This window comes from Ruegeria lacuscaerulensis (assembly GCF_013034745.1).
Taxonomy (GTDB): Bacteria; Pseudomonadota; Alphaproteobacteria; order Rhodobacterales; family Rhodobacteraceae; genus Ruegeria; species Ruegeria lacuscaerulensis_B.
This window is the reverse complement of sequence record NZ_WQGP01000010.1, coordinates 100,894-113,831: the sequence shown is the minus strand read 5'-3', so window position 1 is coordinate 113,831 and position 12,938 is coordinate 100,894. Positions and strand designations below refer to the sequence as shown.

14 protein-coding genes are annotated in these 12,938 nt (G+C 60.4%); 10 read left to right on the top strand and 4 right to left on the bottom strand.

The annotated features are described in order from the left end of the window. Positions 1-55: 55 nt before the first annotated feature. On the bottom strand, positions 56-547 hold the full coding sequence (locus tag GOV79_RS18950) for a DUF3576 domain-containing protein (RefSeq protein ID WP_170783667.1): 492 nt from the start codon (positions 545-547) through the stop codon (positions 56-58). Positions 548-829: 282 nt separating this feature from the next. Here GOV79_RS18950 and GOV79_RS18945 point away from each other — a divergent pair, with 282 nt between their 5' ends. Together GOV79_RS18945 and GOV79_RS18940 are read left to right on the top strand one after the other, a co-directional pair. Further along, positions 830-1,864, top strand: coding sequence for a porin (locus tag GOV79_RS18945; RefSeq protein WP_170774811.1), 1,035 nt, complete (start codon positions 830-832; stop codon positions 1,862-1,864). Positions 1,865-1,966: 102 nt separating this feature from the next. Then, the gene (locus tag GOV79_RS18940; protein ID WP_170791227.1) at positions 1,967-2,626 is read left to right on the top strand and encodes a YggS family pyridoxal phosphate-dependent enzyme; all 660 of its coding nucleotides are present in this window, start codon (positions 1,967-1,969) and stop codon (positions 2,624-2,626) included. On the opposite strand, the gene GOV79_RS18935 is transcribed toward GOV79_RS18940, so the two are convergent. Together GOV79_RS18935 and ribA are read right to left on the bottom strand one after the other, a co-directional pair. After that, on the bottom strand, positions 2,610-3,110 hold the full coding sequence (locus tag GOV79_RS18935) for a L,D-transpeptidase family protein (protein ID WP_170791226.1): 501 nt from the start codon (positions 3,108-3,110) through the stop codon (positions 2,610-2,612). The two genes, GOV79_RS18940 and GOV79_RS18935, sit on opposite strands and share 17 nt — an antisense overlap. Continuing rightward, the gene (ribA, locus tag GOV79_RS18930) at positions 3,107-4,201 is read right to left on the bottom strand and encodes a GTP cyclohydrolase II (protein WP_170774805.1); all 1,095 of its coding nucleotides are present in this window, start codon (positions 4,199-4,201) and stop codon (positions 3,107-3,109) included. Before ribA ends, GOV79_RS18935 begins: the two co-directional genes overlap by 4 nt. Positions 4,202-4,363: 162 nt before the next feature. On the opposite strand from ribA, the gene GOV79_RS18925 reads away from it, so the two are divergent. The 6 genes from GOV79_RS18925 to GOV79_RS18900 all read left to right on the top strand — a co-directional run bounded on the left by GOV79_RS18925 (position 4,364) and on the right by GOV79_RS18900 (position 8,996). Further along, on the top strand, positions 4,364-5,050 hold the full coding sequence (locus GOV79_RS18925) for a response regulator transcription factor (RefSeq protein ID WP_170355386.1): 687 nt from the start codon (positions 4,364-4,366) through the stop codon (positions 5,048-5,050). Positions 5,051-5,300: 250 nt separating this feature from the next. Then, positions 5,301-6,293 (top strand): NAD(P)H-dependent flavin oxidoreductase, encoded by a 993-nt coding sequence (locus GOV79_RS18920; protein WP_170791223.1) that lies wholly within the window; start codon positions 5,301-5,303, stop codon positions 6,291-6,293. Between the two features lie 75 nt (positions 6,294-6,368). Beyond that, the gene (locus tag GOV79_RS18915; RefSeq protein WP_170791220.1) at positions 6,369-7,157 is read left to right on the top strand and encodes an exodeoxyribonuclease III; all 789 of its coding nucleotides are present in this window, start codon (positions 6,369-6,371) and stop codon (positions 7,155-7,157) included. 76 nt (positions 7,158-7,233) lie between these two features. After that, complete coding sequence (gene trxA / locus GOV79_RS18910; protein ID WP_170791219.1) at positions 7,234-8,151, top strand: thioredoxin; 918 nt, start codon at positions 7,234-7,236, stop codon at positions 8,149-8,151. A gap of 27 nt (positions 8,152-8,178) precedes the next feature. Next, positions 8,179-8,820: an LON peptidase substrate-binding domain-containing protein gene (locus GOV79_RS18905; protein WP_170783076.1), complete on the top strand. Its 642-nt coding sequence runs from the start codon at positions 8,179-8,181 to the stop codon at positions 8,818-8,820. Continuing rightward, the gene (locus tag GOV79_RS18900; RefSeq protein ID WP_170355381.1) at positions 8,817-8,996 is read left to right on the top strand and encodes a Trm112 family protein; all 180 of its coding nucleotides are present in this window, start codon (positions 8,817-8,819) and stop codon (positions 8,994-8,996) included. Before GOV79_RS18905 ends, GOV79_RS18900 begins: the two co-directional genes overlap by 4 nt. Here the strand turns inward: GOV79_RS18900 and GOV79_RS18895 are convergent. Beyond that, a complete protein-coding gene (locus GOV79_RS18895; RefSeq protein WP_237218065.1) occupies positions 8,993-10,255 on the bottom strand; it encodes an FAD-dependent monooxygenase in 1,263 nt (420 codons plus the stop codon). The two genes, GOV79_RS18900 and GOV79_RS18895, sit on opposite strands and share 4 nt — an antisense overlap. Before the next feature lie 53 nt (positions 10,256-10,308). Here GOV79_RS18895 and GOV79_RS18890 point away from each other — a divergent pair, with 53 nt between their 5' ends. Together GOV79_RS18890 and GOV79_RS18885 are read left to right on the top strand one after the other, a co-directional pair. Continuing rightward, positions 10,309-11,637, top strand: a complete 1,329-nt coding sequence (locus tag GOV79_RS18890; RefSeq protein ID WP_170791217.1) for an amidase — start codon at positions 10,309-10,311, stop codon at positions 11,635-11,637. Between the two features lie 107 nt (positions 11,638-11,744). Further along, complete coding sequence (locus GOV79_RS18885) at positions 11,745-12,926, top strand: aminotransferase class I/II-fold pyridoxal phosphate-dependent enzyme (protein WP_170791215.1); 1,182 nt, start codon at positions 11,745-11,747, stop codon at positions 12,924-12,926. Positions 12,927-12,938: the final 12 nt, after the last annotated feature.

Below are 12,938 nucleotides of genomic sequence, written 5' to 3'. Positions count from 1 at the left end.
ATGAAAACGCCGGGACAGAGCCCGGCGTGGTAATATTGTGATTTGCAGCGGGTGGCTAGAGCTTGTTGTCCGCAATCCGCAACTGGCGGGCGCGCGACAGGATTGCATCTTCAACCGCGCGCGTGGTTGCAGCGCTGACAGGAGCGCCTCCGCTGGTTTGAAGCGATACCGAAAGCGAACGCGCCGCGAGGGCCGGATCACTGATATGCACTGTGGCGCGATATTGACGACCACCACCCGGAGGTGTGCCGTAACCCGTTACGATTACACCGGTAAAGGGGTCCACCTCTTCGACAGGTAAGAAGTTCAGAATGTCCAGAGACGCCGACCACAGGTAGCGATTCACATTGGTGACCTGCTCGGCATCAGCGGTATCGAACACATCCCAGATCGTCGAGCGATTCGGGTCGTTCAATTCGCGCTCGGAAGAGCTGGTGCCATCCGACGTCAGCTGCAGGTTTGGATTCGGTGGTTCAGAGTTGCCCAACCCGCAAGATGAGACCAGGGCGGTCACAAGGATCAAACCGAAAATCGTCTGCGGGCGCATCGTCGAAGGGTCCTGTATCATTGGGTCTCACTCGTTCAGAGATACTCCTAGACAAGGTCAGGTGCCGCAACAAGTCTATTCTTGTCACTTTAGGGTGGGATTGGCGGTGTGACAGGACGGGTAACCGACTGTGGCATCCTTGCACCAATCCGTGGCCAATGCGGCGCGAGGCTTTATGCCAAGCTTGCGCGAAGGGGGTAAAAAGAGCGAAACGGTTCCCGTGCTGAGACACGTGCAACGACATGTGTCGAGTAGAAAAACTTTGAAACCGAGGGAAACAAGATGAAAAAAGTTCTCTTCGCATCGACCGCTCTGCTGGCAACCGCAAGCATGGCGTCGGCCGAAATCAAATTCAGCGGCTACGGCCGCTTCGGTATTGGGTACCTGGAAGATCGTTCCGGTGCCGTGACCAACATCACCGTCACCACCACCGCATCTGGTGCAATCAATGTTGGCACCGGCACTGCCGTTGTTGACACCGACGACGTGATCCTGATCTCGCGTTTCCGTCTGAACATCGACGGCATCGTTGAAACCGATGGCGGCGTTGAGTTCTCGGCTCGTGTTCGTCTGCAAGCTGACGAAAACGCCGGTAACGGCGAAGCTGGCGAAGCTCAGCTGAGTGGTGCACGCTTCACCGTTCAGTACGGTGGTCTGCGTGTTGACGCGGGCAACGTATCGGGCGCCTTCGACAACTTGGCAAACTACTACGGTAACGAGCCTGGTCTGGAAAACTTCATCGGCCAGTACTCGGGCGTGAACTATGACTTCCTGGCCTTCTCGTCGACCGGCGCAGGTTCGAACGCTGTGTTCTTCCAGTATGCTGTTGGTGACTTCGCGTTCGGCGCGTCTTACGACCAGCTGACCGGTGGTCTGAATGGCGAAGCGATTGATCTGGACCGCTGGGACATCAGCGCGACCTACACCTTCAACAACATCACCGCGGCGATCGCTTATGGTCAAACCGACGCTGGTGACCTCGGCCTCGAAGATCCGAGCCTGCTGGTTCTGACCCTGGGTGCTGACTTCGGCGACTTCTCGGGTACCGTGTTCATCGCTGACGATAAAACCGAAATCGACGCAACCGACGGCACTGCATGGGGTGTTTCGGCAGCCTACAATGTTGGCTCCGCTCTGACCCTGACCGCAGCTTACGGTGACGGTAACGCAGATGCTGACACTCAGCAGTACGGTATCGGCGCGATCTACGACCTGGGTGGCGGTGCATCGCTGCAAGGTGGTATCGGCAACAGCGACTGCGACATCTGCGAAGACTCGACTCTGCGCGCAGACTTCGGTGCTCGCTTCAACTTCTAAGTTGAGCTGAACCGCAAGGTTTAAGGGCAGGTCTTCGGGCCTGCCCTTTTCTTTTGCGCCGACATGGTGTTTTCCTGCGCTCAGGTCAATTCGAGGGAACCCATGCCGCTGCACGATATCTCAACCCGTATCACCAAGGCCGAGGCTGCCGCAGGGCGCGTTGCTGGCAGTGTCAAACTGATCGCGGTGTCCAAGGTCCAGCCGAACGACCGCATACTGGACGTTCTGGCGCAGGGCCACAGGTGCTTTGGGGAAAACCGGGTGCAGGAAGCGGCCGGAAAGTGGCCCGGTTTCATGGAAACATATCCCGATGTCGATTTGCACCTGATCGGCCCTTTGCAAACCAACAAAGCCCGTCAGGCGACCGAGCTGTTCAGCGCAATACACTCAGTTGATCGCCCCAAGCTGGCCAAGACACTAGCACGGTTGGCGCAAGAAGTGGGCGCATGCCCTGACCTGTTCATTCAAGTCAACACGGGGGAAGAGGCGCAAAAGGCTGGCATTAAACCATCCGAAGCTGACACGTTTATTGCCGAATGCAGGGCGCTGGATCTGCCGGTCGTCGGGCTGATGTGCATCCCTCCGGTCGATGAAGAAGCTGCACTGCATTTTGCATTGCTGGCGAAGATCGCCGCCCGCAATGGGCTTGAGGGGCTGTCGATGGGTATGAGCGACGATTTCGAAAAGGCCATCGCCTTGGGTGCAACCCATGTGCGTGTCGGCTCGGCGATCTTTGGCGAACGCGTCAGGCCCGAGGAATAACTACCCGCGTCCCGGGCAGCACCCTTTGCGCGATCCAGTGCAGATGATCGCGCCGAAAGGCAATGCAACCTTCGGTCGGAAATCCGGGTCGCCGCCATTGATGCAGAAAAATGGCCGACCCACGACCCGGAACTGCATTGGGCCAGTTCCAATCCGTCAGCAGCACAACATCGTAGAGCGGATCAGCGCGGCGCAGTCTCTCGTGGCTGAACGGGTAGGGCGCGCGTACCAGTTGATTATATCGAGAATCGCTTCCGTCATCGGACCACAGATCCTGCGGTCCAGTCGGGATCGCCCAAGAGGTCGGCGCCACAACACGATCCGGTCGGTACAGAAGCCCGACGATGTGATGAATGCCGGTCGGGGTCGCCCCATCGCCCTCGCGTTTGTCGTTGCTCAGCCCGCCTTTGCCGATTGAGCAAGGAAACAAACGCCCGACAAACCGAACGCCGCGCGGGGTCAGAACCAGATCTTGCGGGGTCACAGCAAGTGGCCGGACTTGGCCGCCTTGGTTGCCAGATATCCGCGGTTATGCGCGGTTTCGCCCACCTTCAGCGGTACACGCTCGGTCACGGCGATGCCGGTTTTCTCCATCATCGCAATCTTGGCAGGATTGTTCGTCAGCAATCGGACCGAGTTGAATCCCAGCGATTTCAGAATATCCGAACCCAATCGGAAATCACGCTCGTCATCCTCGAAACCCAGCCGGTGGTTGGCTTCGACCGTGTCGAACCCCTGATCTTGCAGGAAATAGGCGCGCATCTTGTTGGCCAACCCAATACCCCGCCCCTCTTGGTTGAGGTAGAGCAGCACCCCGGCGCCCTCCGAACCCATCTGCGCCAGTGCCCCCCGCAGTTGCGGGCCGCAATCGCATTTCAAGCTGCCCATCAGGTCGCCGGTGAAACAGGCCGAATGCAGCCGCGCCAATACTGGTTTGCTTCGGTCCGGTCGGCCGATTTCGATGGCGTAATGTTCTTCGCCGCCATCTTCGGGGCGGAATACGTGCAACCGGCCTGCCTCGGACACCTCCATCGGAAGGCGCGCGGCGACAACGGCATTCAGGATGCTGCGATCGGCCAGATGCGGTGCGGCGCGAGTGTGGTCGATGCAGGTCAGACCGTGCGCAGCGGCAAATGCGCGCCCGTCCTCGACCGGGACCACAACGGCTGCGGGCAGCAGACGCGCTGATTTGGTCAGCGCAATGGCGATGCGGTGCAGATTGGCATTACCCTGACGTTCCGTCATCAGGGGGCCCTTCATAGGTGCGTTCAGATCGTCCGAAGGGTCGGCCACAGCCTGAACCCAACCGATATCGGTATCTGCCGGAATGACCACCCGCGCGAGATCACCGTCATAGGCCCGCGCTTTCAGAGTCTCAGCTCGTCTTACGGTGATTGCAACCACTGGCTCGCCGCCAAGGCTGCGCAAATCCGCAAGCCGTTGGGCGCTCAGGGTTTCTGAGGCAATGGCCAGCACGCTGAACCCACTGTCATCCGTTAGCACGACCGGGACACCCATACGCAGGTCCGCGCGGGCGCGTGCCAGCAGTTCCGATATGTCGGGGATAAGACTCATTTATGTTACCCTGTAACGATCAGCCTCTTTCTGTATCCTGATCCGCAGGAAATGTGAAATAATTCCTACTCGCCGGACACGAGGGCGTGAGACGATTGCAGCAAACCTTGTTGATTGCATATTCGACACGCAAGTGTCCGAAAAGGCTTAGGAGGACCGGGAATGGCACAGCTTAAGAAAATCCTGCTGGTGGATGATGATGAAGACCTGCGCGAGGCGCTGAGTGAGCAGCTCGTGATGACAGAAGACTTTGACGTGTTCGAAGCGTCAGATGGTGCCTCGGCCATGGAGCGAGCCCGCGAGGCGATTTATGACCTTGTTATTCTGGACGTCGGTCTGCCTGATACGGACGGGCGCGAGCTGTGCCGCCTGATGCGCAAGCAGGGCGTCAAAAGCCCGATCCTGATGCTGACCGGTCACGACAGCGACGCCGACACCATTCTGGGCCTGGATGCCGGTGCCAATGACTATGTTCCTAAGCCGTTCAAGTTCCCGGTTCTTTTGGCCCGCATCCGTGCCCAGCTGCGCCAGCACGAACAGTCCGAAGACGCCGTCTTTGTTCTTGGGCCCTATACGTTTAAGCCTGCGATGAAGATGCTGATCACCGAGGAGGATCGCAAAATCCGCCTGACCGAGAAAGAGACGAACATCCTTAAGTTCCTCTACCGCTCGGCGGATGGCGTGGTCGCGCGCGACGTGCTGCTGCATGAAGTGTGGGGTTACAACGCTGGTGTCACCACCCATACGCTGGAAACCCACATCTATCGCCTTCGTCAGAAGATCGAGCCCGATCCGTCCAATGCACGCCTTTTGGTCACAGAATCGGGTGGATATCGTCTGGTCTCTTAACTGTCAGTGGATTGATGTGGATCAAAGTGATACCCTGAAGTCATCATTAGGTTACTCCCAACCCGCGCATGTCCGGGTTATGACATGCACCTCCCTGTTGGACTGCCGGGCCTGATGGCCCGGCCTTTTTTTGTGGAACGAGGCTGTATGACGTTCGGCCACCGTCCGTGACCACCCAAATTCCGGACGCGCTTGACTTGTCCCCCGGTACCGGTGCCAACTCGGCCCATCGTTTTGGGGGGGATGGGATTTGTCCAGTGACATTCGTGAATTGTTGAAGATTGAAAAGCCAATTTTGTCAGCGCCGATGGGGGGCGCGGCGGGCCCGGATCTGGTGGCGGCTGTCTGCAATGCGGGCGGCTATGGCGTCATCCCGTTGTGGGGCAAGCCCGCGGCGCAGGTCGCAAGCGGCATTGACGCGGTGCGTGCTCTGACGGACCGGAACTTTGCGGTCAATATCAACCTTGAATTTCCGTATGAGGAACAGCTTCAGACCTGTATCGACAAACAGGTTCACGCGGTTTCGCTGTTCTGGGGGATGGAGCCTGAGGCGATTTCCAAAGCCAAAACGGGCGGCTTACTGGTGATGGCCAGCGTCGGCAACGCAGCCGAGGCCAAGGCGGCGGAAGAGGCTGGCGCAGATATCATTGTCGCCCAGGGGTGGGAGGCCGGAGGCCACGTCTGGGGCCAGGTCGCCACCATGGCGTTGATTCCCGCCGTTGTGGACGCGGTTTCGGTTCCGGTTGTTGCGGCGGGGGGCATTGCGGATGGGCGCGGCATGGCGGCTGCGTTGATGCTGGGGGCTTCGGGCGTTTGGGTCGGCACCCGGTTTCTAGCCAGCGTTGAGGCCACGATTCATGACGAATACCGCCGCCGCGTCCTGAACGCGACCGAGGCGCAGACCGAATGGTACTACGACCTCTATGATGTGAAATGGCCGCAAGCCCCGCATCGGGCGCTGGCCAATTCCACCGCACAAAAGTGGAAAGACGCAGGGTCCGCCGCGCCGGGCCAGCGTCCCAACGAACAGGAAATTATCGGCCACCGTCCTGATGGTGAGGCCGTGGTGCGGTACCAAAGCTATACCCCGCTGCCCGAAACACAGGGCGATGTCGAGGCAATGTCGCTTTGGTCCGGGCAAGGCGTTTCGATGGTGCGCGAGGTGATGCCCGCCGCACAGATCGTCGATGAGATATTCAACGAGGTGCAAGCCCTGCTGAATGCGGCGCCTTCGCGGCTCTGACATACCGGTTTTTCCGATGGCACCCCGCCCCGCACCGCGTTAACGTCGCGCCCAACCGCGACAGAGGAATCCGCTATGCCCTTTACTCTTGCCACCTGGAACATCAACTCGGTCCGCCTGCGCGAGCCTATCGTGCTGAAATTGTTGCAGGAAGAGGCCCCAGATGTGCTGTGTCTGCAAGAGTGCAAGTCCCCGGTCGAGAAGATCCCGACCGAAGGCTTCGCCGAACTGGGGTATACCCACATGGTTGCGCGGGGGCAAAAGGGCTACAACGGTGTCGCCATCCTGTCCCGCATCCTTATGGAGGAGGTGGGCGACAAGGATTTCGCCAGTCTCGGCCACGCCCGCCACATTGCGGCACGGCTGGAAAACGGCGTGACCATCCAGAACTTCTATGTCCCCGCAGGTGGCGATGTGCCCGACCGCGAGGTGAATGAAAAGTTTGGGCAAAAGCTGGATTACCTCGCCGACATGCGCGATTGGTTTCGCGCTGAAAAGCCCGAAAAATCCATTCTGGTCGGCGATCTGAACATCGCCCCACGCGAAGATGACGTGTGGTCGCACAAACAACTGCTCAAGGTTGTCTCGCACACCCCGATCGAGGTCGAGGCGCTGGCTGAGACGCAAGATGCAGGCGGTTGGGTTGATGTTACCCGTCAGGATATCCCCGAGGGGCAGCTCTATAGCTGGTGGTCCTACCGCGCGCGTGACTGGGAGGCAGCGGACAAGGGGCGGCGACTGGATCACGTCTGGGCCACGCCCGATATCTCGAACGCGGGACATTCCAGCCGCGTTCTTCGCGACGCGCGCGGGTGGGAAAAACCCAGCGACCACGCCCCGGTCTTTGCCACATTCGACCTATAATCGCGCAAGTCAGCCCTTGGTTTCTGCCTGTTGCGGTTGCATATAGGGCGCAAGTACGAACGAAAGAGTGACAGCCATGGATCTTCTGAATACCGCCCCCGACTCTGCCGCTGCCGACCTGATCAAGGAAGGGTCCGAGGCCACTTTCATGGCCGACGTTGTGGAAACCTCGCAAGAGGTGCCGGTCATCGTCGATTTTTGGGCCCCGTGGTGTGGCCCGTGCAAAACGCTGGGCCCGATGCTGGAAGAGGCCGTCACCGCCGCCAAGGGCGCGGTCAAGATGGTCAAGATCAACGTGGACGAGGCGCAGATGATCGCCTCGCAAATGCGCATTCAGTCGATCCCGACGGTCTATGCCTTTTTCAAGGGTCAGCCTGTCGACGGGTTTCAGGGCGCGCTGCCGGGGTCCGAGATCAAAGCGTTCGTTGATCGGGTGATCGAGGCGGCAGGCGGCGAAAGCCCCGGTGGTCAGTTGGACGAAGCCGTTGCCGCTGCCGAGGAAATGCTGGCCGAGGGCGTGGCAAGCGATGCGGCCCAAACTTTTGCCGCGATTTTGGGCGAAGATCCCAACCATGCCGGCGCTTACGGCGGTCTGGTGCGCGCGCATATCGCCGCAGATGATCTGGAACAGGCCGAGGCAATTCTGAACGGTGCCCCGGCCGAAATCTCCAACACTCCGGAACTGGAAGCCGCCCATGCGCAGTTGGAACTGGCCAAGCAGGCTGCGGATGCGGGTCCCGTGGCCGAGCTGACTGCGGCGGTTGAGGCGGACCCAGACAACCATCAGGCACGCTTTGATCTGGCGCAGGCGCTGCACGCGAACGGGGACGTGGAAGAGGCCGTCGCGCAATTGCTGGACCTGTTTCGCCGCGACCGCGAGTGGAATGACGGCGCCGCCAAGGCGCAGCTCTTCACGATCTTTGATGCGCTCAAGCCAAATGACCCGATTGTTTTGAACGGGCGGCGTAAACTTAGCTCGATGATATTTGCCTAATTTCTGAACAGAGCTACACTCCGGTCTATGATGCATCCCGCCGACCTGCCGGAAACGGTATCCGTTTTTCCTTTGCCCGGGGCGTTGCTGTTGCCCCGTTCGCGCCTGCCGCTGCACATTTTCGAGCCGCGCTATTTGCAGATGCTGGACGATGCTCTGAAAACGCCCGAGCGGTTGATCGGAATGGTGCAGCCGAACCCCTGTCAGAGCAACGACTCCAAACTGCATCAGATCGGTTGCGCCGGACGCGTCACTCAGTTCTCTGAAACCGAGGATGGGCGCTATCTGATCACGCTGACCGGCATTTCCCGGTTTCGGGTGAAATCTGAACTCGACGCTTTTACCCCTTATCGGCGGTGCGCGGTGTCATGGGACGGGTTCGACCGGGACTTGGGCAAAACCGAACAGGATGACGGGTTCAATCGACCGCGGTTCCTGAATCTGTTGGAAAAATTCTTTTCGTCGCAGAATCTTTCAACCGATTGGGACACGCTGAAAGACGCGGATGATGAGTTGCTGGTAAATTCGCTGTCCATGCTGCTGGATTTCGACCCTGAAGAGAAACAAGCCCTGCTTGAGGCCCCGTGCTTACGGACCCGGCGCGAGACGTTGGTAACATTGATCGAATTCGCCATGCGCGGCGGATCGAGCGAGGAACATTTGCAATGACTGAACACGCGTTTGACCGTCACATGCTCGAGGCGCTGATTTGCCCGCAGACCCACACGACCCTGCACTATGATGCGGACAAACAAGAACTGGTGTCGAAAGCCGCCGGTCTAGCCTTTCCGATCCGCAATGGCATTCCGGTGATGCTGGTGGATGAGGCGCGCGAGCTGGACTAAATCGCGCGACCCTGCAGCAATTTGGGCAGGTCCCCGGTCAACCCGGCGGCCTCGCGCACAAAGCCGCGTCGTAGGCCTGGCAGCGATCCGACGATTCCCATCCCGATATCGCGGCCTGCACGCAGAAGCGGATTGTCGTTGGAAAACAGCTTGTTGAACACGTCTGTCGCCATCGCCAGCGAGGCCGTGTCGAAGCGCCGCCACTCCTGATAACGCTCTAACACCAGCACCGATCCGATATCCTCACCCCGTCGCCCAGCTAGGGTCAGAACCTCGGCCAATGCGCCCACATCGCGCAGACCGGCATTCAGGCCTTGCCCTGCGATTGGGTGCATACCGTGGGCGGCGTCGCCCACCAGCGCCATGCGGTCGCCGATAAAGGAATTGGCGATGGTCAGGTTCAGCGGGTAGGTGAACCGATCGCCTTGTAGCCGGATGTCGCCCAGAAAATCGCCGAAGCGGGGGCGCAGGACTTGCATATAGTCGGCCTCGGGCAGGGCATTGATGCGCTCGGCAGTTTCAGCCCGTTCGCTCCAGACGATCGAGCTGCGATTGCCGGTCAGCGGCAGGATGGCCAGCGGGCCGGGCGGCATGAAGAACTGATGCGCGATACCGTGATGGGGCAGGTCATGTTCAATCGCACACACCAGCGCGGTTTGACCGTAATCCCACCCCGTCCGCTTGATGCCCGCGCGCGCAGCGGTGCCGCTGCGGCGGCCATCGCAGCCCACCAGCAGCCCGCCCGTCACGGTCGCGCCATCATCCAGTTTCACGGTCACGCCGGTCGCGTCAGCCTCTTGCGCGACAACCGTGCGTCCGTTGATCTGCGTGATCCGGGTCTCTTCGGCCATGGCGTCCAGAAAGGCACGACGAAGGTGGCGGTCTTCGACCATAAAGCCCATCGGACCCTCTTCGATCTCGGCATGGTCGAAATGCATGAAGAACGGCGATGGGCCCGCGCCCGCATGTCCATCCGTGACCTTGATTTCAAGCATCGGCTGGGCGTGATCAGAGACCTTATCCCACACGCCCACAGCATCCAGCAGCCGTTGCGAGGCCAGCGCCAGTGCATAGGCACGCCCGTCAAACGCAGCGTTCTTGCGGACTTTCTGGGCCAAGCTGTCGATCACGGTGACAGAATGCCCTGTTTGGGCCAGCGCCAAAGCCAAAGCCGGGCCGTTCAGGCCGCCGCCTACGATCAGGATATCGGTCTTGTGTTCCATGCCTCGCAATATGCGCGCCCTTTCGGGATTGTCCATGTGCGGTCCTGTCGCTACCGTCGCCTCATAGCAGAATTTCCAAGGGGGTAGGGATGCAGGACTGGCTGACCATGACGGCGTGTGATCTGGGGCGGGGGATCGGCATGGGCCAGATTGACCCGGTCGAGCTGACCGAGACCTATCTGACCGCCATCGACGCCCATCCCTACCGCGACCGCATCTATGCGCGCGTCACCCATGATCGCGCCCGGGCCGAGGCGAAAGCCGCGCAGGATCGCGCTGCGCTGGGTCTGCGCCGGTCACTGCTGGACGGGGTGCCGATCAGCTGGAAAGACCTGTTCGATACCGCGGGCACCGGGACCGAGGCCGGATCGGCCCTGCTGAAAGGCCGGGTGCCGCAGGCGGACGCGGTTGTCGTGCGCAACGCCACGGCCATGGGCACGGTGTGTCTGGGCAAAACCCATATGAGCGAGTTGGCCTTCTCGGGCCTTGGTCTGAACCCCATCACCGACACACCGCCCTGCATTGATGATGTGGATGCCGTGCCGGGCGGGTCATCCTCGGGCGCGGCAGCCTCGGTCGCGTGGGGCTTGGCGGCTTGTGGGATTGGATCCGACACCGGAGGCTCGGTGCGTATTCCGTCCGCATGGAACAATCTGGTGGGTCTGAAAACAACTGCAGGGCGGGTCAGCCTTGAAGGCACGGTACCACTGTGCCTGCGCTTCGACACTGTGGGCCCGCTGGCCCGGTCGGTTGAGGACGCGGCGCATATGCTGGCCCTGTTGGAAGGCGGTACACCCGCCGACCTGCGTGGGGCCAGCCTGAAAGGCCGCCGCTTTGCCGATCTGCAAAACATCGCCAAGGATGACCTGCGCGACGCTCCTCGAGCCGCCTATGACAGCGCGCTGGAGCGTCTGCGCGATGCAGGGGCCGAGATCGTGCCGCTGGAAGTGCCCGAACTGGCGGATGCGATGGCGCTGTCTGGTGTGCTTTATACGACCGAGGCCTATGGGCTGTGGCGCGATGTGATCGAAGCCAACCCGGATGCGATGTATCCAGAAATCCTCGAACGGTTCCGCACGGGCAAGAATGTCTCGGGTGCGGATTACATCGCGGCGTGGTCCAAGCTGAAGGCCTCTCGCGCTGCCTGGGATGCGGCCACATCCGGGTTTGATGCTGTTCTGGCTGCAACAGCGCCGATTCTGCCGCCCAATCTGGAGCGTTTGCTGACCGATCACGACTACTACGTCACCGAAAACCTGCTGGCCCTGCGCAACACGCGGATCGGCAACCTGATGGGTCTGGCCGCGCTGACCTTGCCGACAGGAACACCGGGCTGCGGGTTGATGATGATGGGCTATCCGGGGTCCGAGGAGGCTCTGCTACGGATCGGATCAGCGGCCGAGGCGGCATTGGCCTGAATGCCACAATCCCCTGATTCGCCGCCACTTTGTCTGGACGAAGTGGGGTGCGGCCTGTAACCTGCCTTAAAACGGGGCGGTATGATCCCGAACTTGAGGCAGTAGATATGAATTTCCCCGAGCGGTTTTCGAACCTACCGGAATACGCTTTCCCGCGTCTGCGCACCCTGTTGGACCACCATCAGCCGGGCGGCGATGTGATTCACATGACTATCGGCGCGCCGATGCATGATTTCCCGGCCTGGGTGACGGATGTCATCTCTGAGAATGCCGCAGGGTTTCAAGGTTATCCGCCCAACGAAGGCTCACCCGAGCTGCGTGGCGCGATCACCGACTGGATCGCGCGCCGCTATGGCGTGACGATGGACCCCGACACCAACGTGATGGCACTGAACGGCACGCGCGAGGGGTTGTATAACGCCGCCATGGCGCTGTGCCCCGAGGAAAAGAATGGCCGGAAGCCGGTCATCCTGTGCCCGAACCCGTTCTATCAGGTCTATATGGTAGCCTCGATCTCGGTCGCGGCGGAACCTGTTTTTGTATCGGCCACTGCCGCCACTGGCCATCTGCCCGACTATGTAGGCCTGCCCGAGGATGTGCTGAACCGCACTGTCGCGGCTTATATCTGTTCGCCCGCCAACCCGCAGGGCGCTGTGGCCTCGCGCGACTATTGGGCCGAACTCATCGGGTTGGCCGAAAAGTACGATTTCCGCATCTTTGCGGATGAATGCTATTCCGAGATTTACCGTGAAGAGGCACCAGTGGGCGCCCTGACCGTCGCGCAAGAGATGGGCGCAGACCCCGAACGTGTGGTGCTGTTCAACTCACTCTCGAAGCGGTCGAACCTGGCAGGGTTACGCTCGGGTCTGATTGCGGGCGGGCCGGATACGATCAAACGGGTCAAGCAGCTGCGCAACTATGCCGGATCGCCACTGCCCCTGCCGTTGCAGGCCGCCGCTGCACGTGTTTGGGCCGACGAAGAGCATGTCATCCAAAACCGCGCGCTTTATCAGGAAAAATACGCTATCGCGGATGAGGTGTTTGCGGGCGTGCAAGGTTACATGTCACCCGAGGCCGGGTTCTTCCTGTGGCTACCGGTCGACAACGGCGAAGAGACCGCATTGAAGCTGTGGCGTGAAACCGGGGTTCGGGTTCTGCCGGGCGCATATCTTTCCCAAGGCGATCCGGGGCAAAACCCGGGCGAGCATTTTATTCGGGCCGCGCTTGTGGCTCCAAAAACAGAGTTGCAGCAGGGGCTGATTACGCTCCGCGACTGCATCTATTCGTGAGGTACGAGGGCA